This is a genomic window from Rhizobium sp. FG96 (assembly GCF_057808655.1).
Genome location: NZ_JBMDIL010000003.1, coordinates 177827 through 198668, shown reverse-complemented (window position 1 = coordinate 198668; position 20842 = coordinate 177827). Strand labels below are relative to the sequence as shown.

Here is a 20842-nt window from a genome sequence, read left to right as displayed (position 1 = left end):
GTCTGGTCCTCCCGCTATTGGCCGGCCGGGACGCGGTTCGCGCCGGTGGCGAAACGCGGGGCAATCAGGCCGTAGATGATGAAGCCGATACCTGTGACGATCATGCCGCCGAGCACCGCATCCTTGCCGGAGGCGTAGATCGCAAAGACGCTATAGGCCATGCCGATGATCACAACCGTCGCATTCAGTCGGAATTTCGACTGCGGCACACCCGCGGCCCTCATCGTCACGAACAGGGCCGAAAGCGAAATGATGTAGGGCAGCACATTGGTGACCACCGCGAGATTGACGAGCGCCGAGAACTGCTCGCTCAGCGTCGGCGATATGGTCATCAAGGCAAGGCCGGTCTGAACGATACCAAGCACGATCATGCCCGGGACCGGAGCCCCCATCTCGTTGACCCGCTTGAAGATCGACGGAAACATCCGCTCTTCGGCCGCCGTACGCGCCGTCTGCGCGATCGTAAACTGCCAGCCGAGCAGCGACCCGAGGCAGGCGAGCACGGCGAGCGCCATGATGATCGAGCCGATCGTCGGGTTGAACATCGTGGCATAGGCGAGCGCGAACGGACCTGTCGAGCTTGCGAGATCCGCATTCGGAACGATGCCCTGGATCACCGTCGTCGACAGGATGTAGATGACGGCGGCCCCGAGCGTGCCGAACATGCAGGCCAGCGGCACGTCCCGTTTGGGATTTTCGACGGCATCCGAGTTCTGCGCGGCCGACTCCATGCCGAGGAAGGCCCAGAGCGTCAGCGAGATGCTCGACCCCATGCCCTGCGCGATGCTCAGCCCCTTCGGGTTCCAGGCGGCGGCGAATGTGGTCGAGCTGAACCACAGCCAACCGATGATCGACAACAGCCCGACCGGAATGATGACGCCCCAGACCGTGACCGAGCCGATGCGCCCGGTAATGCGCGGCCCGCCGAAATTCGCGGCCGTTGTCAGCCAAAGAAGCACGATCAGTGCCAGGCAGGTCATGACGGGTGTCGAGGTCAGCACCGGGAAGAAGCCGGCAAGATAGCCGACCGCCGAGATGCCGATGGCAACATTGCCGACGGCAAGCGACAGGAAATACAAGAAGAAGACCATGAAATAGCCGTCCTTCCCGTAGGCATCCTCCGCATAGGCGGACATGCCGCCCGGCCGCTGGTTGAACAGCCCCGCCTGCGCGAAGCCATAGGCGATCGCCATCGAGCCGACGGCCGTTACCAGCCAGGAAAGCAGGGAGATCGCGCCGACCTGTGCCATGTTGGCCGGCAGCATGATGATGCCTGATCCCATCATGTTGACGGCAACGATGAAGGTCAGCTGCACAAGATTCATCTTCTTCTTGGCCGTCGTTTCGGCTGCAAGATGCATTGTGTTGTCGGTCATGATGACATCCTCCCGTCCCCGCTATTCGCGCACGACATAGGTGTAGAATTTGATCCGTCCGTCGACCCGCTCCTGGAACACACCCTGGACCTCGTAGTTGAAGCCGGGAAAACGGTTGAAGGATTCTTCGAAGGCCAGGAAATAGTCGCGCATCGGGCGCGCCCGCTCGTCCCAGCGCTCGCCGGGCACGATGACGCCGATACCCGGCGGATAGATCAGCGCCAGCGTCGCCGAGATGCGCCCGGCGGCCTCTGTCAGCGGTACATAATCGACATTGTTGGCGACAAGCGCCTCGTAGGCGAGCTTGGGCGGGAATGCCGGCTCCGGAAAGCTCTCGGAGCGGAAGCAGAGCCGCTGCAATTGCTTGACGCCGGCCTGGCGGTAGAAGGAGTGCATCTCCTTGCACACCTGGCGGACTGTGTAGCCCTTGTAGCGCTCGCGATTGGCGGCGAATACCGTCGGCAACACCTCCTGCAGCGGCGCATCGCGGTCCCAGAGGTTCTTGAACTTCACCAGCTTGGCGATCAGCGTGTTCAGCTTGCTCTCGTCCTCGGCGGGCGTCATCAGGAAGAGCAGGCTGTTCAGATCGCATTTTTCCGCCACCACCCGCTGTTCGCGCAGGTAATTGGCAACGACCGTCGCCGGAATGCCGAAATCGCGATATTCACCGGTCTTGCGATCGATCCCCGGCGTGAGCAGCGCCAGCTTGTTCGGATCGACCATCGTATAGCCGGGCGCATAGCCGGAATAGCCATGCCATTTCGCCTCCGGATCGAAGCGCCAGCATTGCTGTTCGCGCTTCAGCACATCGGTCGGGATATCCTCCCATCGCGTTTCTGCGAGGTCGCTGGTGTGCTTCGAGCCCGATATCGACACCTTGTCCGGTACGAAGGGATCGAAGAACCATTGCTCCTCGGCGTCGCCGGCCTTCGTCTCGTAGTGATGGACGAAGCCGCGCAGCTTCTTGCGGGCCTCGATACCGAGTTCGATGCAGCGATCCCACAGCATTTCGCCGGCCTTGCCCTCGTGCACCTTGGCATTGACGTCGAGCGAGGCGAAGAGCGGATAGAAGGGTGAAGTCGAGACGTTCATCAGCAGGGATTCGTTGAACCGCTTGTGCTCGACGAACCGGCGCTGGCCGCTGATATGTTCGTCCCGCTTGTGGATCTGCGAGGCCTGCGAAAAGCCCGCTCCCTGCTTGTGCACCGACTGGGTCGAAAACAGGCCGGGCATATCGGGCCGAAGGTCCGTCAGCCGCATTGGGCTATGTCCCTCGAACAGCGGATGGAAGGCGTTGTAGCCGATCCAGGCCTCGTCCCAGAGAACGTAATCGCAGAGGTGGCCGATCTTCTCCATCACCTGGCGCACGTTGTAGATCGTGCCGTCATAGGTGCAGAGCTGGATGCAGGCGAGCCGGAACGGCCGGTCGGCGCGGGCGCGGCTCTTGTCCTGCACCAGCGGATGCGCTTCGATCCGTTGCCGCAGAGCGCCCTCATCCCAGGCCTCCCAGTCGACGGCGCCGATCATGCCGAAGGAATTGCGCGCCGTGGGCAGATAGACCGGAATGGCACCGGCCTGTACCAGCGCGCCCTGATGCAGCGACTTGTGATTGTTGCGGTCGAACAGCACGAGATCGCCCGGCCGCAGCACGGCATTGGCGACGACCTTGTTGGAGGTGCTGGTCCCGTTCAGAATGAAATAGGTGCGGTCGGCGCCGAAGATGCGGGCCGCCTGCTTCTGCGCTTCGGCCGCCGGCCCCTCATGGATCAGGAGATCGCCGAGATCGACGTCAGCATTGCAGAGATCGTTGCGGAAGATGCTTTCGCCGAAATATTTGAAGAACAGCTGTCCGGCCGGTGATTTCCGGTAGAACTGCCCGCCCTGATGGCCGGGGCAATCGAAGGCGATATTCGCCTCGCCGTCATAGGCCATCATGCCGCCGAAGAACGGCGGCAGCAGCGACTTGCCGTAGTTGTAGAGGCTTGAGATGACCTGCTTGGCATAGAAGGTTGGCGTCTGCTGGCCGAGATAGACGAAGCCATCGACCTCGCCCGCCATTTCGACGACATCCATATCCGAGATCGTCAGCGTATCGGCCATTGCCCAGATCGGCGTGCGGAAGCCGATCTCCCTGACGGAGCGCAGGAAGCGCCGCGCTTCGGGCAGCCTTCCGCCTTCCACCGAGCCTACATAGGCACCCACCGAGGCATCCTCGGAAACATCGGCGGAATAGTCGTCGCGCAGCTCCACCTCGAAATTCTCGGCCGCTATCTGCGCGACCAGCTCCTGGACCTGCGGATTGCCGCCATCGGCGACGATCACCACCTTCAGCATCTTGTTGAAGGGGATGGCGACGGTCGGAGATTTCACATCGCGCGGGATCATTGTTCCGGTCCTTCTGCAATGCAGTCTACGAGATAGCGCCGGCCACCATCGGCAGGCGCAAAGCGCAGGCCGTGGATATCGGTCTCGAAGCCCGGGAACTTGCGGTCGAATTCACGCGCATAGAGCAGGTAATCCTGGATCGACTTGGTCGCCGGCGTGATGCGCTCGCCGGGCATGATCAGCGGAATGCGGGGCGGATAGGGAACGATCATCACCGCAAGCATGCGGTTCATGAGATCGTCGATCTCGACGCTCTCGATCTTGCCCTTGACGAGCCGGTCATAGGCATCGGCGGGCCTCAGCGCCATATCGGGCAGCACCGTATACATCTCGCGCTGCGCCTTCGGCACGTCGTCCTTGCGATAGACCGCATGGATCTGCTCGCAGAGATCCCTGAGGCCCATCTTGCCATAGGCTTCCGGATGGGCGGCGGCGAGCGCCGGCAGCGCCCGCGTCAGCGGTGCATTGGCGTCGTAGAGATCCTTGAAATTGATGAGCTCGGTGACGAGCGTGCTCCACTTGCCCTTCGTGATCCCCATCGAGAACAGCACAAGGAAGGAATAGAGGCCGGTCTTCTCGATCTCGATCCGGCGGGACGAAAGGAACTTGGTGACGACGGCGGCCGGTATGCCGTGTTCCTGCATGGCACCGCTGGCGGAAAGGCCGGGCGACAGGATGGTGACCTTGATCGGATCGACCATCACATGGTTTTCGGCGAGCCCTGCAAACCCATGCCAGGCTTCTCCGGGCCTCAGCACCCATTCGGCGTGATTGTCGCTCGGCGTATGTTCGGCAACGGTCGGTTCCCAGACCTTGAACCACCAGCCTCCCGCCGTCTGCGTCCTCACCGAATGCATGGCGCGGCGGAAGCTGATCGCCTCGTCGATCGTCTCCTGCACCAGCGCCCGGCCCGCCGGCTGCTCCATCATTGCGGCGGCGACGTCGCAGGAGGCGATGATGCCGTATTGCGGCGAGGTCGAGGTATGCATCATGAAGGCTTCGTTGAAGCGCGTCACGTCGAGACGCTTGTTCTCGGCATGCTGGATATGGATCATCGAGGCCTGCGAAAGCGCCGCCAGCAGCTTGTGGGTCGAATGCGTGGCAAAGGTGATGGCGCTCTTCGAGCGGGCCGGCTGCGTCGACGAGATGCCGTGGAAGCCGTCGTAGAACTCGTGGAAATTCGCATAGGCATACCAGGCCTCGTCGAAATGCAGCACCTCGACCGCATCCCCGAGCGACTCCTTGATAGCATCGACATTGTAGCAGAGCCCGTCATAGGTCGAGTTGGTGATGACCATCAGCCGCACCTTGCCGCTCGTCTGACCGGCGAAGGGGCTGGCCGCGATCTTGCGGGCGATGGCTTCGGGGGTGAACTGATCCTTGGAAATCGGCCCGATGATGCCGAGGCCGTTGCGCGACGGCGTCAGATAGATCGGCGTCGCGCCGGTCATGATCAGCGAATGCAGGATCGACTTGTGGCAATTGCGGTCGCAGAGCACGAGATCGCCGCGGCCGACCATGCCATGCCAGACGATCTTGTTTGCCGTCGATGTGCCGCCGACGACGAAGAGCGTTTCGTCGGTGCCGAAGATGCGTGCCGCATTCCGCTCGCCCTCCGCGATCGGACCGACATGATCGAGCAGCGAGCCGACACTGCCGACTGAGACCGAAATATCGGATCGCAGGGTGTTCTCGCCGAAGAAGGAATAGAAGAGCTGCCCGACCGGGCTCTTGCGGAAGGCAACGCCGCCGCCGTGGCCGGGCGTATGCCAGGAATAGGCGCCCTCGAGCGTGTATTCCATCAGCGCCTTGAACATCGGCGGCGGCAGCCGGTCGAGATAGGTGCGTGCCGCCTGCACGATGGCGCGGGCCATGAACTCCGCGGAATCCTCGAAAAGCCGCATGAAGGCATTGGCGTGCCTGAGCACCGCCGTCGGAACGTCCTCGGCCGTCGTGTCGTCACCGAACAGGAAGATCGGCAGCCTGTCGTTCTTCCGGCGCTTGGCGCTCAGAACCTCCTCCAGCACCCGCCAGCGCGTCGTCCGGTCCTCGGCACCATCAACGGAGACGAGCCAGCAGGATTCGGTATTGAACACATGCACGAGGCGGCGGGCATCGTCGTAGGAAATGCCCGAGACGATGCGGAACCCCTCCCGCTCGATCGCCGCTGCGAGATCGCGCATGCCGCGCCCGGCCGCGCTCTTGCCGTCAAAGTCCTCGTCGATAACGGCTACCGGAAATGCCTGTTGGAATTCCATGCGCCCCTCCAAAGCCTGGACGGCTGAGCTATTTCGCCATGGGAGGAGATCGTACACACCGGGGGCATGAGCGTCGTTGATTGCAATCAAGACGCAACCGAAAGAGGCCGGCGGCTCTATTCGGCCCATTCCGTATCGGCGGTAAAGGCAATCGTCAGCCAGCGATTGGCGCTTTCATCGCCGATCGCATCGCCGATCTCGTCGCGCAGCGCATCCCACTGCTCGATCGTTCTGGCAGGCAGGCCTTCGGGCACGATGAAATAGAGCTCGATCTGCGTCGCCCGCCCGACGCGCGCGACATAGGCGCGATGGGAAAGGAAGCCGAGCCGCTGCACGATCTCGGAAGCCACCCGATCGACATGGTCTTTCAGGTCGACCGGAGCGATCAGCAGGATTTCGGTCAGTGCCCGCCGGACCGTGCCGATCGGAAGCGGGATCATGACGAGGCAGACGAGTGCGAGCACGGCCGGATCCAGATAGGCGGCAATCCAGGCAATCGACGTCGCCTGCACCGCCATGCCGGCGAGGAACGCGATCAAGAGCGCAAGAGCGATGCCGCCCGACATGATCCAGGCCTTGATGTCGAGCGAAACGAAATCGGATTTGATGCGCCGGTTCAGCCTGATGCCTGAAAACGCCATGATGGCGCAGACGACCACTGTCGAGGCGGAATAGAAGACCGCCATGCCGAAATGCAGCTCGTGCCCGCCGTTCAGGATGCTGATAATGGCGCTGATCAGCGCGTAGACACCGACCGTCATCAGCAGGCAGCCGTTCAGCATGAGCACGATCGGCTCCAGATGCCAGAAACCCATGGTGAAGCGGTTGCGGATACGGCCGGAGCGGGCGTCGCTCTTCGTCGAGTCGATGATCAGGCTGGAGACCCAGAGCGCCAGTCCGGTCATCGCCGCGTCGGCCAGCGAATAGACACCATCGAAGGCGATCGAGAACGATCCTGAGAGAATGCCGAAGACCACGCCGAGCGTGGCGACGACGACGGTGGCCGCGATCGAAATTCTGAGAAACCCCTGCTCGCCCATCCCCTTCAGTCCTCCGGACCAGATCACTGTTGCGCTTACTATAGAGGCTAGCCCGCCCGCGGCGACTACGCATTGATCCGAATTGCGGGCGCCAATTTTTGCAACGACAATCGCGCCTCGAAGGCAAAACCCCTTGGGCCATCAGCTCAAGCGGAGCTCGGGAGGGACGGCATGACCAGCTCATCTGACGGCAAAAGCCTCGGACTCGCCGCCTGCACCGCGATCGTCGTCGGCAACATGGTGGGCTCCGGCTTCTATCTCTCGCCGGCCGCAGTCGCCCCCTACGGCAATCTCGCCATCCTTGTCTGGATCATCATGGGCGCCGGCGCCATCTGCCTCGGCCTGACGTTTGCGCGCGCCTGGCGAGCCTCGTTCCGGCGGTTGGCGGACCCTACGCCTATACGAGGCTCGCCTATGGCGACTTCGCCGGTTTCCTGATCGCCTGGGGCTACTGGATCTCCATCTGGACGTCGTTGCCGGTCATCGCGATTGCCTTTACCGGCGTCATCATCGATCTCTTCCCGGCGCTCGGCAATCGCGTGACGGGGACGATCCTAACGCTCGGGGTGATCTGGACGATCGTGCTCGTCAATCTGCGCGGCGTTCACGCCGCCGGTCTCTTCGCCCAGGTGACGACCTATGCCAAGCTGCTGCCCTTCGGCGCCGTCGCCATCATCGGCCTCCTCTTCATCGACACCTCGCATTTCGCCGACTTCAATCCGAGCGGCCAACCACTGCTGCAGTCGATCGCGACCCTCGCGCCGCTGACGATGTTTGCCTATCTCGGCCTGGAATCGGCGACCGTTCCTGCCGGCGACGTCCAGAATGCCGAGCGGACCATTCCGCGCTCGACCGTACTCGGCATCTCCATCGCCGCCATTCTCTATGTGCTCGGCACGATCGTGGTGATGGGGCTGGTGCCGCGCGAACAGCTCATCCACTCCGTCGCGCCATTCTCGCAGGCAGCCGGCATCATGTGGGGCCGCCCGGGTGAACTGGCGATTTCGCTTGCGGTCCTGCTCTCGTCGATCGGGGCGCTGAACGGCTGGACGCTGCTGATGGGCCAGGTTCCGATGGCCGCCGCCCGCGATGGCCTGTTCCCGCCGCTCTTCTCGCGGCTCTCCTCCCGTGGCGTTCCCGCCTGGGGCATGATGGTCTCGGCCTCCCTGGCTACGATCCTGGTGTTGGTTCAGGCGATCGGCTCCGAGGGCTTTGCGGCCGCCTACAAGCTGATGGTCGGCTTGAGCACCATGGCCGCCGTCGTTCCCTATGCTTTCTGTGCCCTTGCCGGCAGCCTCGTGGCCGGCGCGACACAGGGGCGAATGCCGCGCGTCACGGTGATCGAGCTGATCGCCTTCATCTTCGCGATTTTCACGCTCTATGGCTCGGGCGCCGAGCCGGTGCTCTACGGCCTCGTCCTCTTGATGCTCGGCATCCCCGTCTATGTCTGGCAACGGCGCAATGGCCGCGAAACCGTCAGCCAAACGAAAACGGCGCCAGGTGCAGCAACGCACCCCGCCGTTTCCGGATAGTTTCTCGCTGACGCTATCAGCCGTGCCAGGTCAGACCGGCAAAGCGCGTATTGATGATCGTTCCGCGATCGCCGCGCACCATCCCGGCGATATCAGCCAGCGATCCGATGGCGGCCGTTTTGCCGCTGGTGCGGGCAAAGTGACTGGCGGCCTCCACCTTCGGCCCCATGGAACCGGCAGGGAAGGAAAACTGCTCGAGATCATCGGGGCGCACCCGGTGGATCGCCTTCTGCGAGGGCTTGCCCCAATCGATACAGACGGCTTCGGCATCGGTTGCCATGACCAGGAGATCGGCGCGCAGCTCGCGCGCCAGAAGCTCGGAGCAGAGATCCTTGTCGATGACGGCCTCGACGCCGATCAGTTTGCGATCGGCGCCCTTCTCGTACATCGTCGGAATACCGCCGCCTCCGGCGCAGATGACGATCGTGCGTTGCTCCAGAAGCCAGCGGATCGGCCGGATCTCGAAGATGCGCTTCGGCGCCGGCGAGGCGACGACCCGCCGCCATTTGTCGCCATCCTGCTTGAAGACCCAGCCCTTCTCCCCACGGATGCGGTCCGCCTCGCCCTTGTCATAGACCGGCCCCACGAACTTTGTCGGGTTCTGGAAGCCGGGATCGCCGGCGTCCACCTCGACCATCGTCAGCAGCGTTGCAAGCGGCTGCTCGAAGGGAAGGAGATTGCCGAGCTCCTGCTCCAGCATATAGCCGATCATACCCTCGGTCTCGGCGCCGAGAACGTCGAGCGGATAGGCTTCCTCCGGCTTGTAGGCCGCCCCCTGCAGGGCGAGCAGCCCCACCTGCGGGCCATTCCCGTGGGTGATCACCACCTCATGTTCGGCGGCGAGCGGCGCGATGGCCTGAGCCGCGACGCGGGCGTTGCGCCGCTGGGTGTCCGCGGTCATGGCTTCCCCGCGCCGGAGAAGCGCATTGCCGCCGAGTGCTATGACGACACGCATGCTCAATCCCCCAGGGTCGCGACGAGCAGCGCCTTGATCGTGTGCAGGCGGTTCTCCGCCTGCTCGAAGGCAACGTTCGCCTCGGACTCGAAGACATCGTTGGTGACTTCAACCCCGTTGGTCATGCCGTAATCCTCGGCGATCTGCTTGCCGAGCGTGGTTTCGGTATCGTGGAATGCCGGCAGGCAATGCATGAACTTGGTCTGCGAATTACCGGACGCCTTCATCAGATCCGTGTTGACCTGATAGGGCGTCAACAGCTTGATGCGTTCGCGCCAGACCTCCTTCGGCTCACCCATCGATACCCAGACGTCGGTATGGATGAAATCCACGCCTTTGACGGCCTCCTTGGGATCTTCGGTGACCAGCAGCTTGGCGCCCGAGGCCTGCTGAAGATCCTTGGCGATCTTCATATATTCCTCCGACGGCCACAGCGACCTCGGCCCGCAGATGCGCACATCCATGCCGAGCAGGCAGCCGACGATCAGCAGCGAATGCCCCATATTCGAGCGGGTATCGCCGACATAGGCATATTTGATATCGGCGATCGGCTTGTCGCTATGTTCGCGCATGGTCATGACGTCGGCGAGCATCTGCGTCGGATGATACTCATCCGTCAGGCCGTTGTAGACGGGCACGCCGGCATAGCGTGCCAGCGTCTCGACGCCATGCTGCGCCGCGCCGCGATATTCGATCGCGTCATACATGCGGCCAAGAACGCGCGCCGTGTCCTTGAAGGATTCCTTGTGGCCGATCTGCGAGCCGGACGGGTCGAGATAGGTGACATTCGCACCCTGATCGGAGCAGGCCACCTCGAAGGCGCATCGCGTCCGCGTCGAGGTCTTCTCGAAGATCAGGCAGATCTCCTTGCCCTTCAGGTGCTGCTGCTCGGTCCGGGCATATTTCGCCCGCTTCAGATCCCGGGCGAGATCGAGAAGATAGCGGAATTCCCGCGAGGTATAATCCTGCACGGTCAGAAGCGAACGATTACGCAGATTGAAGCTCATGGTCTTGCTCCGTCGGTCTGTTCGTGGATGAAGAGGGTCATTAGGCCGGGTCGCGCCAGATCGGGCATGTCATGCAATGCCCGCCGCCACGGCCGCGCCCGAGTTCGGCGCCGCGTATGGTGATGACCTCGACACCGGCCTTGCGCAGAAGCGTGTTGGTGTAGGTGTTGCGGTCATAGGCGACGACGACGCCGGGCTCGAGGGCGACGACATTGTTGCCGTCGTCCCATTGCTCGCGCTCGGCCTGATAGGAATTGCCACCCGTCTCGACGACGCGCAGCTTCGGCACCTCAAGCACCTCGGCGACGACCTCCAGCATCGGCCGGTTTTCGGGGCGGATCTCGAAAGTGCCGTCGTCGCCCTTTGGATACATGCTGTAGCAGCGGATCTGATCGACGACCTCGGCAAAGAGCGTGACGACATCGCGGTCGCAGAAGCTGAAGACCGTATCGAGATGCATCGCCGCGCGGCTTTTCGGCATCAGGCAGCCGATGACGCGCTTGGCGGCCTTGCTGCGGAACAGCGCCTGCGCCACCTGGCCGACGGCCTGATAGGTGGTGCGCTCACCCATGCCGATCAGCACGGTGCCATTGCCGATCGGCATCACATCGCCGCCTTCGAGCGAGGCATTGGCAAACTGATCGTCCGAATCCCCCCACCAGATCTGGAAATTGGCGCCCTTGAAGAAGGGATGGAACTTGTAGATCACCCGCTGCAGCAAGGTCTCGGCGCGGCGCGCCGGCCAGAACATCGGATTGCAGGTGACGCCGCCGTAGATCCAGCAGGAGGGATCGCGCTGGAACAGCGTGTTCGGGATCGGCGGGATGACGAAATCGCTCGCCGGCAATGCGCTGAGCATCAGGGCTTTCGCCTTCACATCGGGAAGATCGGAGATCGCGATGCCGCCGATCATGACGGCGGCGAGCTGGGTGGCCGGCATTTCGTCCAGCCAGGGCCGCATCGCCTCGGCGACCTGCGAACCGATGACATTCGGCGTGATGCGACGGTCCAGCACGAAGGCGCGTGCCTGCTCGTTGGCAAGCGTCTGCGCGAGCAGGTCATGGAGTTCGAGAACCTCGACACCGCGCTCCTGCATCTTCAGGACCATGTCATAGTGGTCCTTCTGAGCCTCGTGCACCCAGAGCACATCGTCGAAGAGCAGGTCATGGCAATTTGCCGGCGTCAGCCGTTGATGTGCGAGCGATGGTCTGCAGACCATGACGGTTCTGAGCTTTCCCACCTCAGAATGAACACCGAAACCACGCATGCGGGTCCTCCTTCCAGCCATCGGGATGGCGGCCGCGCCGCCGGTTTCTTGCCGTCAGTCTATTTTTGCCGGGCACCACGGTCATTGATCGCGGACAAGCCAGACCGGCTTTTGCTGATCCTGACAGTCCTCAGTGCAGTTCGGACGTATCGGCGCGGCGAAGCTGCCAGGTGCGCCAGTGCGTCGGGTGGACATCGAGGATCTCGCCCGTCAGCGCATTCGCCCAGCCGCCGGGCAGCCGCTGGCAGGGAAAGACCAGAGCGTGAATGCCGTCGTCATCGAGGACGGCAAGCTCGATATCCTCTTCGAACGGAGCTTCGACGACCAACCGCCACATCACCGACCCTCCCGACGATGTATGCGTGTCGACCGGACGGAGGCCGTTGTTTCCGCCTACCCCGTTGCCGGACGGCAATCGCTCAATCGATGTAGAAAACCATGTTGCCGTTACGGGCACGCCATGCCCAGAGAATCTGGCTGGGCGACACCTTCTTCGCCTTCAGCTGCTCGACGAGCCACTTGTTGGACCGGATCGCCGAGCGGATCTGCGCCACCTGCTCCGCACTGCCCGGCGACGGATGGTGGCCTGTCTCCTCCTGCATGCGATAGCTGACGACGGTGAAGCGCTTGTTGTGAAAAGTCTTGATCGACGCCGGCAGATTGTCTCCCCAGTTCATCCGCCGGTATTCCTTGCGGGTCTGTGTCGAGGTCTGCTGCGCGGCGGCGGGCACGACGATCGACGCCGCACTCAAAATGGCGATGGCAAGGGCAAACTTCCTCATGTTCCTGCTCCTCAGGTGGCGTGAACCCATGCAGCCCAGAGTAACGGAGCAAAGGGGCAAAGGCATTGAGCCGGATCAATGGTTGAGAGGCTGGACGAGGGCCGCTTTCATGCCTGAAAGGCCCGCAGGGTAAGACCAATAGAGGCTACGCGATGCTACATCTATCCGTCAGAGAAGAAGAGTAGTCTCGCGCCATCGTTGAATGGGAGAGCGGCCGGGACACCTGTCCCAAATCGTAGGGCGAGGGGAATATCATGGCGACCAGCACGAAGGCATTGGACATTGCCGATCGCGGGTCCGTCGCCCCTCACCTATCGAGGAAGCCTCTGTTTGCGGAGACGCTCGCCCAGAAGCAGATGGACCGCCCGCCCCCTGGCGGCCCGTCTGCGGATTGGCTGAGAAGTCTATACGGCCATGTTCCCGACGCCGTCTTCGTCATCACATCCTGCCATCGGATCTCCGCCTGCAATGCCGCCGCAATCGCCCTGCTCGGTTACCAGGAAGATGAACTGATCGGCCAGAAGATCGACTTCGTCTGGTCATCGACGCCGGGCGTCCGGCTCAAGGCCCGCTGGGCAAGCCAAGGCGCCATGCGCGCCGGTATTGCAAGCACCAAGGACGGCGCGCGGTTTCCTGCCGCCTTGACGATCGTTCGCGAACAGGGCTTTGCGGCCGCAATCCTCGAGGACTTCCGTACCGAGCATGAGACGTTGCAGCAGGTTCGCGAGCTTCAGAGCGAAATGGCACGCCTCGCGCGAACGGTTGCGCTCGGCGACATGACGCCGGCGCTTGCCCATGAGCTCTCGCAGCCGCTCTCCTCGATCCTCGCCTATTCGCAGGGGTGCGGGCATCTGGTGAGCGACAACGGCTGCGAATTCGCGGCACTCAGGGAAGCCTTGTCCGAAATCACCCAGCATGCGCTCTGGGCCGGAACGATCGTGCAAAGCATCCGCGAATTCGCTGGCCGCGGCGCCGGTGAGAAGCGGTTGGAATCCATGCATGCGCTGATCCGCGAAGCCGCAGCACTTGCCCTTAGCGGCCTGGCGCGGAAGGATCTCCGGGTCGATTTCCAGCTCGATGCAAAGAGTGACGCCGTCATTGCCGACCGCGTGCAGATCACCCAGGTGCTGACGAACCTGTTGCGCAATGCCGCGGAAGCTGCCGACGGAGTTCAGGAGCCCGAGATTACCGTGACGACACGGACCAGCGATCGCACGCGTCTCGTCGTCGAGGTCTCGGACAACGGCTGCGGCATCGCGGCCGAAATCGAAACAACGCTGTTTCATCCTTTCGTGAGCAGCAAGCCGCGCGGCCTCGGCATGGGGCTGGCGCTTTCCAAGCGGATCATCGAGGCCCATGGCGGGCGAATTACCGCCCGGCGGGGATTGCAGGGCGGCTCGGTACTTTCCTTCTCGCTACCCATCGTGGAGATCGGCCAGAATGGCAAACGACCTTACGATCCATCTCGTCGATGACGAGGAGGCACTCAGGCGGTCCATGACCTTCATGCTTGTTTCCGCCGGCTTTGCGGTGCGTACGCATAGTTGCGCGCGTGCCTTTCTCGACCTGCTGCCCCTCTCCGGCAGGAGCTGCCTGGTGACGGATCTACGCATGCCCGGCATGGATGGCATCGAGCTGATCGGCCAGCTGCATCAGTACCGCATGGACATCCCCACAATCGTCATCACCGGGCAGGGCGACATTGCAGCCGCCGTTCAGGCAATGAAGGCGGGCGCTGTCGACTTCCTCGAAAAGCCGGTGAAGGAAGAGGCGCTGATAGCAGCCATTCATGCGGCAACCGGACAGGCACGTCCAAGCCGCGCAACGCAGGGACCCGACAGCGTCACCGCCACGCTGGCGCAACTGACCACCCGCGAGCATCAGGTTCTCGTCGGCGTGCTGGATGGTCTGCAGAACAAGATGATCGCCTATCATCTCGGCATCAGTGCCCGCACCGTCGAGGTCCATCGCGCCAATGTCATGGCCAAGATGGGCGCGCGCAATCTGGCGGAACTGATGCGCATGGTCATCGCGACCGGCGTGGCCGCCTATCCCCTCGAAGGCCGCAAGGCGACGCCAGCCAACGGCTGGCCGAACTAGCGCAAGCAACTCCGAAAGCAAATCTTGCAACCAGCGGCATGTGCGATATGATGCCTTAGACAATGCTTAAGTAATTGCATGATCTTGTGTTGTAGGGGCGATCATGACGAGTGCAAGAGCGACTGCCTTTAGCCGTCTTGGGCCGACGGCTGACGAAATCTGCGAGCAGGTCGAACGAATTCTCGCCAGCGAGGAGTTCCACGCGGCCAAGCGCGGGCGAAGCTTTCTGGAATTCGTCGTCAACGAGACGCTGGCCGGACGGTCGGAATTTCTCAAGGCGTTCACCATCGCCAATGTGGTCTTCGACCGGGAAGCCTCGTTCGACCCGCAGAACGATCCTGTCGTGCGCATCGAGGCCGGCCGGATCCGCAAGGCGCTCGAGCGCTACTATCTGGTGGCCGGACGGTCGGACAGCGTGATCGTCACCGTCCCCAAAGGCGGATATGTCCCGCATTTCGAATATGCCACGAGCACTCCGGCGCCGCTGCCGGTCAAGCAGCCCGAACGGGCGCCGCCGCCTCAACACGAGAGCCGCGAGAAGCCGGTTTCCGGCAGCACGCATCCGGTAAAGCTCACTCTTATTCATCTCGGAGTATGCGTCGCGGCGCTGCTGGTGCTTTTCGCCGGCGTGCTCGCATTTCTTCTGCCCGCACGGCCGAATGCACAGGCCGCCACCGCAAGCCCGAAGGTGATGGTCGAACTCTTTGCCGAGGCCGACCGCGACGACACGCGCTCCGATATCGCCCGTGGCCTCAGGGACGACGTCATCGGCCAGCTGGCACGGTCCCGCGGCATCGTGGTCGTGGCGGATACGCTGCGTGACGACAGTATCGCCGGTGCCGATTTCACGCTCCAGGGCAATGTCCAACTGGATGGAAACAGATTGCGCGCCGCGGTCCGGCTCGTGCGCCAACAGGATGGCGCGGTCATCTGGGCCAACAATTTCGATGCCAATCTCGGCGTCCAGAACAAGCTCGCGGTGCAGGGCCAGATCGCGCAACAGATTGCCGGCGCGATCGCCGAGCCTTTCAACGCCGAGGGCATGGCCCCGACCGCGCAGAGAGGCGACCAGAGCACCTATGCCTGCACGCTCGCCTATTACAGCTACCGGCAAAATGTCACCGCCACCAGCCACAGCGTTGCACGCAACTGCCTGCAGAATGCGACCCAGCGCTATCAGGACAATGCCACGTCCTGGGCGCAGCTCTCGATGATCTATCTCGACGAAATCCGGCTTCGCTACAAGCTCGGCACCCCGGCCTCGCCGGATGCCTTGCGGATGGCAAGCAATGCGGTGAACCGCGCTGCCGTGCTGGCCCCGTCAAGCCCGCGTACGCTGCAGGCGCTGATGATGGTGAGCTTCTTCCGCGGGGATGTCGACAGGGCGCTGCAAGCCGGAACTGCAGCCTATGCGGCAAACCCCGACGATGTCGAAGTCGCCGGCGAATATGGCATCCGCTTGGCGATGTCCGGCAAGTGGCAGACCGGCTGCGAACTGCTGTCGATCGCGCTCAACCGGGGCATCGGTTCGAAAGGCTATTACGAGGCCGGCATGGCGCTCTGCCAGCTGATGAAGGGCGATGTCGCCGATGCCGAGCAGTGGTCGCGCAAGTCCGATCTCGAAGCCAATCCCATGCACCATCTCGTGCTGCTCTCCATTCTCGGCGCCGCGGGAAAGACGGACGAAGCGCGGCAGGAGACCGATTGGCTGACCCTCCACGCACCGGGGCTGATGCGCAACATCGACGGTGAAATTTCGCTTCGCCTGCAGCGGCCGGAAGACCGGGAACGGTTCTTCAGCGGCCTACGCGCGGCAGGTGTCGATCCGGCAGCGATACCCTCGCAATAGCACTCACGACTGCGGGCGCAGACCGTTGAGCTTGCCGCTGCCGGAAATCTCCGTGACGATATCGGCCGCGATGTCATCCTCGATGTCGAGGATCGCCTGACCATCGAGATTCCGGTCATATTGATTGGCCCATATCACCGCACCATCGGCGGCATTGATCAGCCGCACATGCAGCCGCAGGACCGTGCCCTCGACAAGCGCCCCGCCTTGCAGGCTGAGGAGCAGCCCGCCGCCGTCCTGACCCGCGCGGCCGGGCGCAAGCACCACGATATCGGTAACCTTCGTCAGCCTGGCGATCACCTGATCGGTCAGGCCCTTCGCCAAGTCCTCGCCGCGCGCCGTGCCACCCAGCGCATCGAAGGGCTCGACGGCAATCCGGATACTGGCAGCCGTCGTCGATGCGGTCGAGAACGGCGAGGTCTTCGGTGGAGAGAGATAGGCCTCGAGCGGGCGGATGAGCGCCAGAACGGCCATCACGCCGAAGAATGCCGGTACGCCGATCGGCAGCAGCAAATGGCGCAAGCGGAGCGGAGGCTCGCCATCATGGCTCTGCGCCTTCGAGCTGCCCGGCAAGCTCATCATATTGTCGTCATTGCCTGAGAACTGCGGCGAATAGCTGCCCTTGGGGATGGTGACCCGGATCGGGTCCTGGCTGCCACAGACGAGATAGTAGCGCTCCAGCGCGCGGCGGATGCGCCCCGCCTCGATGCGGACCACGGGATCGCTCTGCGCATCGAAGGATGCGTTGCGTCCGAACACCGCCTGCGCGATCGTATAGGCTTTCAGCTGGGCGCTGCGCCCTTCCAGCGTTTCCTCAACGATGTATTGCAGGAAGCGCCGCCCGCGCTCGGGCGCATGGAATTCCGGGCTCGCGAGGATCCGCTCAAGCTGCGCACGGATGCCTTCGGGGTTCCCGGGTGCGCGGTCTTCCCCTCCGTCTACAGATGACATCGAGATCTCCGCCATATCTCCGTATCGCCTTCATCAAGGGGGCATGGCCTTATACACCCACCGCGCATTCCGGGCTTCCGTAGCAATACGTAAGGGTTTCTCGAATACCGGAGCGAGCCGCCTTTCCCTATTCTGCGGGTCGAGATGGGGGTGATGCCATGCTTCATGACCAGACGATCGGAGACTATGCAGCGGGCGGGCGGCACTATCCGCCTGCGCCAGCGAGAGACCAGCCGATCCGGCTGAAGCCCGACGAAACGATCTATAGCGAAGGCGAGCACGCCCGCGCGATCTATCAGGTCGAAACCGGCGCCGTCAGGATCTATCGCCTGACGCCGAGCGGCCAGCGCTACATCCTGTCCTTCTGCGGCAAGGGCGAATGGTTCGGCCTCGAAACCGGCAATGTCAGGACAGATTTCGCAGAGGCCGTGTGCGAGACGTCGATACGCCCCTTTCGCGCCAGCCAGAATACCGCCGCGCCCATCGACCTGCTGCATATCGCGCTGACCAATCTTGCCAAGGCGCAGCACAAGCAGCTGGTCATCACCGAACAGAGCGCGCTGAAGCGGGTCGCGGCCTTCGTCTTCGAAATGGCCGAGCGCCATCCGGGCGCCCGCGAATTCGACATGATGATGTCGCGCAGCGATATCGCCGATTATCTCGGCCTGACGGTGGAGACCGTCGCCCGCTGTTTCACGAAGCTCCGTGAAAAGCATGTCCTTTGCCTGAACGGCAAACTGCAACGCATCGTCCGTCTTCTGGACCGGGATGCGCTCATCGCCTTGACGGTCTAGCTCGCCGTATCTGGGGCATTTGAAGAAGGGGATTACCTATGACGCCCGCATCCCGCCATCTCTTCCGCCAATCGGCCTGCACGCTGTTCGCCGGCCTTCTTGCACTCGCCGTCCTGCCGATCTCGACGGCGCAGGCCGAGGACAATCCCTTCGGAAAATTCCCCGTGCTGATCCAATGCAAGCAGAACGACACCTATCATGCCTTCTACATATCGCGCGTCTCCAAGGACGGCGTCGCGACCTATGTCGCCTCCGAGCGGATCGGCGGCACAATCACCCTTGGCGGCGAGGCCAAGGCGATCGGCAGCAATGCGGCCGGCACCTGTGTCGGCAAGACGCTGGCGGAACTTCGCGCTGACGGCCAGGCCTTTGATCTGAAGCAATAGGCGTAGAGCGCCGAATGACAAAAGCCCGCCAGAGGCGGGCTTTCCTGTTTTGCTATCACGTGACCATCAGGCCGCCTTGCGCTTGGCCTGACCCTGTTCGCCGGAGAAGCCGGACATCAAACCTTCGAGGATCGTCGCCTCGTGGGCCAGTGCGTCGGTAGCGCTGAGCGATTGCTGCACCATCGTTGTGTTCTGCGCCGTCAGGCTATCGATCTGCACGATGATCGTATCGAGCTCGGCGAGCCCGGCTGCCTGCTCCCGCGCGCCTGAAATGATCGTCTCGATGTGCCTGCTGATCTCGGCAACCTCGGTCGCGATATGGCCGAGGGCGTCGCCGGTCTGGTCGACCAGCGCGACACCCTGCTTCACGTGATCGCCCGAAGCGGTGATCAGCTGCTTGATCTCCTTGGCGGCGTTTGCGGAACGCTGCGCCAATTCCCGCACCTCCTGGGCAACGACCGCGAAGCCCTTGCCAGCCTCGCCCGCACGGGCGGCCTCGACACCGGCATTGAGCGCCAGAAGGTTGGTCTGGAATGCAATTTCGTCGATGACGCCGATGATCTGGCCGATTTCTTCGGAGCTCTTCTCGATGCGGTCCATGGCGCCGACGGCGCTGGTGACGATGCCCGCCGAGCGCTCGGCCGCTTCCTTGGCGTGGCTGACGAGACCGCCGACCTTCTCGGCGACCGTTCCCGTCTGGCCTACGGTGCTGCGGACATGGGCAACTGCATTCGTCGCGCCCGCAATCGAGCCTGCCTGGCGCTCCGAACGCTCGGAGAGTTCGCCCGCCGCGGCGTTGAGATCACCGGCTTCGCGGCGAACCCGTTGTGTGACCTGACTTGCCTGAGTAATGACGGCTTCGAGATTGTTGGCCGATTGATTGAACGAGAGCCTGAGATTGTCGAGCTCTCCGGCAAAACGGCCATCGATACGGGTTCCCAGATATCCGTCCGACAGCTTTTCGAGCGCGCCTCTGAGGACGCGGATGGCGTGATCCGTTTCTTCGGCGGCGATCCGCTTTTCCGCCTCGCGCTCGGCGCGCTCCGCATCGGCCAGCCGGTCAGCGGCCTGGGCGCGCTCGCGCGTCTCGCGTTCGCTGGTGCTGGCGTTGTTGGCGGCGTCGAGCGCTCCCTCGGCGGAGACGAATGCGTTGGAGATCGAGCTCGTCAGCGAGATCAGCGCCGCCGACTGAATGGCGACGATCGCCGCATGCAGCAGTACGCGGCCGAAATCGGAGGCTCCCGGGAAGACCAGCGCGGGGGCAACCAGATAGAGCAGCGTGTGGTGAACGATGGTGATGCCGCCAAAGGCGACGACAGCGCGCCAATCGAGCCAGGCCGCGCAGATCGCCAGAACGGCGAAGAAATACATATGTATGTCCGACTGGAGGATCGAACCCTCGAAGGCATAGACGATCATCGCCACATTGACGGCGTGAGCCATGGACGTCACGAGCCGCGTCACCGGCCCGGTGCGATCCTGCAACCAGCAGACCGAAGTCATCGCCAAGACTGCAGCGCAGACGATGAAAGCCGTCCAGTCGAAACCATTGCCGCGCAGCACCGGCACCAGAATGGCAATGCCGGCATTGATCCAGAGGAGCCCGAAAATGACGGGCGAGACACGCAGCCGGAAGGCATGAAGCGAGTTCATTCAGGTATCCTTTTGGAGGCAGCCCACGGCAAGGGCGTGATTGAGAACGAGAAAGGCACCGGCGGCGCTCAGTTTGCGAACGAAATCCGGGGCGCTCGAATGCGCAACGGCAATCCAGCCGAAACGTCCCGGCGCGACGAAAGACCCGCCTGCCCTGCCGATCAGCTCGACGACCTGACCTTCGGACTGTCCGGGCTTGCCGACGACGAGCACGAATTCACCGCGCGGCGTCGCCAGGGCAAATGCCAGCAACGCCAGGAAAATCGCCCCATAGACGCAAACCGCAAGCAATCCTCGTCGGCCGAGCGAGGCATCGTGATAGCGCGCGTTCGAGAGGGTTGGCGTTGGCATCTTGGTTCGGATGATCGTATCTGATTGCTGGCCGGTGCCGCCTGCGGGGTTGCAAATGGCGGAGTGAAGGTGTGGATCGACATGGCCAAAAACGCCGGCCGGAATGCTGCCGAACCACAACCATTCACGACAATTATTCTAAATAAGGTAGTATTA

Annotated in this window: 17 protein-coding genes and 1 pseudogene; 6 read left to right on the top strand and 12 right to left on the bottom strand. The window is 62.8% G+C overall.

Translation table 11 applies throughout. The features are described from left to right. Positions 1-14 precede the first annotated feature (14 nt). The 4 genes from potE to ACODR6_RS07170 form a co-directional block, all read right to left on the bottom strand. Positions 15-1376, bottom strand: a complete 1362-nt coding sequence (gene potE / locus ACODR6_RS07185; RefSeq protein WP_489021845.1) for a putrescine-ornithine antiporter — start codon at positions 1374-1376, stop codon at positions 15-17. Between the two features lie 21 nt (positions 1377-1397). Continuing rightward, positions 1398-3761, bottom strand: coding sequence for an ornithine decarboxylase (speC, locus tag ACODR6_RS07180; RefSeq protein WP_489021843.1), 2364 nt, complete (start codon positions 3759-3761; stop codon positions 1398-1400). After that, positions 3758-6019 carry an Orn/Lys/Arg family decarboxylase gene (locus ACODR6_RS07175; RefSeq protein WP_489021841.1) on the bottom strand — a complete coding sequence of 754 codons (2262 nt, stop codon included), beginning with the start codon at positions 6017-6019 and terminating at the stop codon, positions 3758-3760. The genes speC and ACODR6_RS07175 overlap by 4 nt, the downstream gene beginning before the upstream one ends. A gap of 116 nt (positions 6020-6135) precedes the next feature. Then, positions 6136-7059, bottom strand: a complete 924-nt coding sequence (locus ACODR6_RS07170; RefSeq protein ID WP_112711162.1) for a cation diffusion facilitator family transporter — start codon at positions 7057-7059, stop codon at positions 6136-6138. Positions 7060-7230: 171 nt separating this feature from the next. Here ACODR6_RS07170 and ACODR6_RS07165 point away from each other — a divergent pair. After that, positions 7231-8591 (top strand): annotated as a pseudogene (locus tag ACODR6_RS07165) (amino acid permease). Positions 8592-8607: 16 nt separating this feature from the next. On the opposite strand, the gene arcC reads toward ACODR6_RS07165, so the two are convergent. The 5 genes from arcC to ACODR6_RS07140 form a co-directional block, all read right to left on the bottom strand. After that, positions 8608-9546 carry a carbamate kinase gene (gene arcC / locus ACODR6_RS07160; protein WP_489021839.1) on the bottom strand — a complete coding sequence of 313 codons (939 nt, stop codon included), beginning with the start codon at positions 9544-9546 and terminating at the stop codon, positions 8608-8610. A 2-nt stretch (positions 9547-9548) separates the two neighbouring features. Further along, the gene (locus ACODR6_RS07155) at positions 9549-10553 is read right to left on the bottom strand and encodes an ornithine carbamoyltransferase (protein ID WP_112711165.1); all 1005 of its coding nucleotides are present in this window, start codon (positions 10551-10553) and stop codon (positions 9549-9551) included. Between the two features lie 40 nt (positions 10554-10593). After that, positions 10594-11820, bottom strand: a complete 1227-nt coding sequence (arcA, locus tag ACODR6_RS07150; protein ID WP_112711166.1) for an arginine deiminase — start codon at positions 11818-11820, stop codon at positions 10594-10596. A gap of 130 nt (positions 11821-11950) precedes the next feature. After that, complete coding sequence (locus tag ACODR6_RS07145; RefSeq protein ID WP_112711167.1) at positions 11951-12157, bottom strand: hypothetical protein; 207 nt, start codon at positions 12155-12157, stop codon at positions 11951-11953. 82 nt (positions 12158-12239) lie between these two features. Continuing rightward, a complete protein-coding gene (locus ACODR6_RS07140) occupies positions 12240-12602 on the bottom strand; it encodes a hypothetical protein (RefSeq protein ID WP_489021836.1) in 363 nt (120 codons plus the stop codon). 254 nt (positions 12603-12856) lie between these two features. Between ACODR6_RS07140 and ACODR6_RS07135 the strand changes: the two genes are divergently transcribed. From ACODR6_RS07135 to ACODR6_RS07125, 3 genes are all read left to right on the top strand, one after another. Beyond that, on the top strand, positions 12857-14077 hold the full coding sequence (locus ACODR6_RS07135) for a PAS domain-containing sensor histidine kinase (RefSeq protein ID WP_489021834.1): 1221 nt from the start codon (positions 12857-12859) through the stop codon (positions 14075-14077). After that, positions 14043-14702 (top strand): response regulator transcription factor, encoded by a 660-nt coding sequence (locus ACODR6_RS07130; protein WP_489021832.1) that lies wholly within the window; start codon positions 14043-14045, stop codon positions 14700-14702. The genes ACODR6_RS07135 and ACODR6_RS07130 overlap by 35 nt, the downstream gene beginning before the upstream one ends. Before the next feature lie 103 nt (positions 14703-14805). Beyond that, complete coding sequence (locus tag ACODR6_RS07125; RefSeq protein ID WP_489021830.1) at positions 14806-16551, top strand: hypothetical protein; 1746 nt, start codon at positions 14806-14808, stop codon at positions 16549-16551. A gap of 3 nt (positions 16552-16554) precedes the next feature. Here the strand turns inward: ACODR6_RS07125 and ACODR6_RS07120 are convergent, their stop codons facing one another. Continuing rightward, positions 16555-17502 carry a hypothetical protein gene (locus ACODR6_RS07120; RefSeq protein ID WP_489021828.1) on the bottom strand — a complete coding sequence of 316 codons (948 nt, stop codon included), beginning with the start codon at positions 17500-17502 and terminating at the stop codon, positions 16555-16557. A gap of 158 nt (positions 17503-17660) precedes the next feature. On the opposite strand from ACODR6_RS07120, the gene ACODR6_RS07115 reads away from it, so the two are divergent. Further along, positions 17661-18296, top strand: coding sequence for a helix-turn-helix domain-containing protein (locus tag ACODR6_RS07115; RefSeq protein ID WP_130281548.1), 636 nt, complete (start codon positions 17661-17663; stop codon positions 18294-18296). Positions 18297-18334: 38 nt separating this feature from the next. Beyond that, a complete protein-coding gene (locus tag ACODR6_RS07110) occupies positions 18335-18682 on the top strand; it encodes a hypothetical protein (protein WP_489021826.1) in 348 nt (115 codons plus the stop codon). Between the two features lie 66 nt (positions 18683-18748). Here the strand turns inward: ACODR6_RS07110 and ACODR6_RS07105 are convergent, their stop codons facing one another. Both ACODR6_RS07105 and ACODR6_RS07100 read right to left on the bottom strand, forming a co-directional pair. After that, on the bottom strand, positions 18749-20335 hold the full coding sequence (locus ACODR6_RS07105; protein WP_489021824.1) for a methyl-accepting chemotaxis protein: 1587 nt from the start codon (positions 20333-20335) through the stop codon (positions 18749-18751). Continuing rightward, positions 20336-20686 carry a hypothetical protein gene (locus ACODR6_RS07100; RefSeq protein WP_413712342.1) on the bottom strand — a complete coding sequence of 117 codons (351 nt, stop codon included), beginning with the start codon at positions 20684-20686 and terminating at the stop codon, positions 20336-20338. Positions 20687-20842 lie beyond the last annotated feature (156 nt).

Bases quoted from the DNA above. Each gene is read 5' to 3' on its own strand.
- ACODR6_RS07175 (WP_489021841.1), bottom strand. From the start codon at position 6,019: ATGGAATTCCAACAGGCATTTCCGGTAGCCGTTATCGACGAGGACTTT.
- ACODR6_RS07145 (WP_112711167.1), bottom strand. From the start codon at position 12,157: ATGTGGCGGTTGGTCGTCGAAGCTCCGTTCGAAGAGGATATCGAGCTT.
- potE (WP_489021845.1), bottom strand. From the start codon at position 1,376: ATGACCGACAACACAATGCATCTTGCAGCCGAAACGACGGCCAAGAAG.
- ACODR6_RS07135 (WP_489021834.1), top strand. From the start codon at position 12,857: ATGGCGACCAGCACGAAGGCATTGGACATTGCCGATCGCGGGTCCGTC.
- ACODR6_RS07130 (WP_489021832.1), top strand. From the start codon at position 14,043: ATGGCAAACGACCTTACGATCCATCTCGTCGATGACGAGGAGGCACTC.
- ACODR6_RS07105 (WP_489021824.1), bottom strand. From the start codon at position 20,335: ATGAACTCGCTTCATGCCTTCCGGCTGCGTGTCTCGCCCGTCATTTTC.
- ACODR6_RS07120 (WP_489021828.1), bottom strand. From the start codon at position 17,502: ATGTCATCTGTAGACGGAGGGGAAGACCGCGCACCCGGGAACCCCGAA.
- ACODR6_RS07170 (WP_112711162.1), bottom strand. From the start codon at position 7,059: ATGGGCGAGCAGGGGTTTCTCAGAATTTCGATCGCGGCCACCGTCGTC.
- ACODR6_RS07155 (WP_112711165.1), bottom strand. From the start codon at position 10,553: ATGAGCTTCAATCTGCGTAATCGTTCGCTTCTGACCGTGCAGGATTAT.
- arcC (WP_489021839.1), bottom strand. From the start codon at position 9,546: ATGCGTGTCGTCATAGCACTCGGCGGCAATGCGCTTCTCCGGCGCGGG.
- ACODR6_RS07110 (WP_489021826.1), top strand. From the start codon at position 18,335: ATGACGCCCGCATCCCGCCATCTCTTCCGCCAATCGGCCTGCACGCTG.
- ACODR6_RS07115 (WP_130281548.1), top strand. From the start codon at position 17,661: ATGCTTCATGACCAGACGATCGGAGACTATGCAGCGGGCGGGCGGCAC.
- ACODR6_RS07125 (WP_489021830.1), top strand. From the start codon at position 14,806: ATGACGAGTGCAAGAGCGACTGCCTTTAGCCGTCTTGGGCCGACGGCT.
- ACODR6_RS07140 (WP_489021836.1), bottom strand. From the start codon at position 12,602: ATGAGGAAGTTTGCCCTTGCCATCGCCATTTTGAGTGCGGCGTCGATC.
- arcA (WP_112711166.1), bottom strand. From the start codon at position 11,820: ATGCGTGGTTTCGGTGTTCATTCTGAGGTGGGAAAGCTCAGAACCGTC.
- speC (WP_489021843.1), bottom strand. From the start codon at position 3,761: ATGATCCCGCGCGATGTGAAATCTCCGACCGTCGCCATCCCCTTCAAC.
- ACODR6_RS07100 (WP_413712342.1), bottom strand. From the start codon at position 20,686: ATGCCAACGCCAACCCTCTCGAACGCGCGCTATCACGATGCCTCGCTC.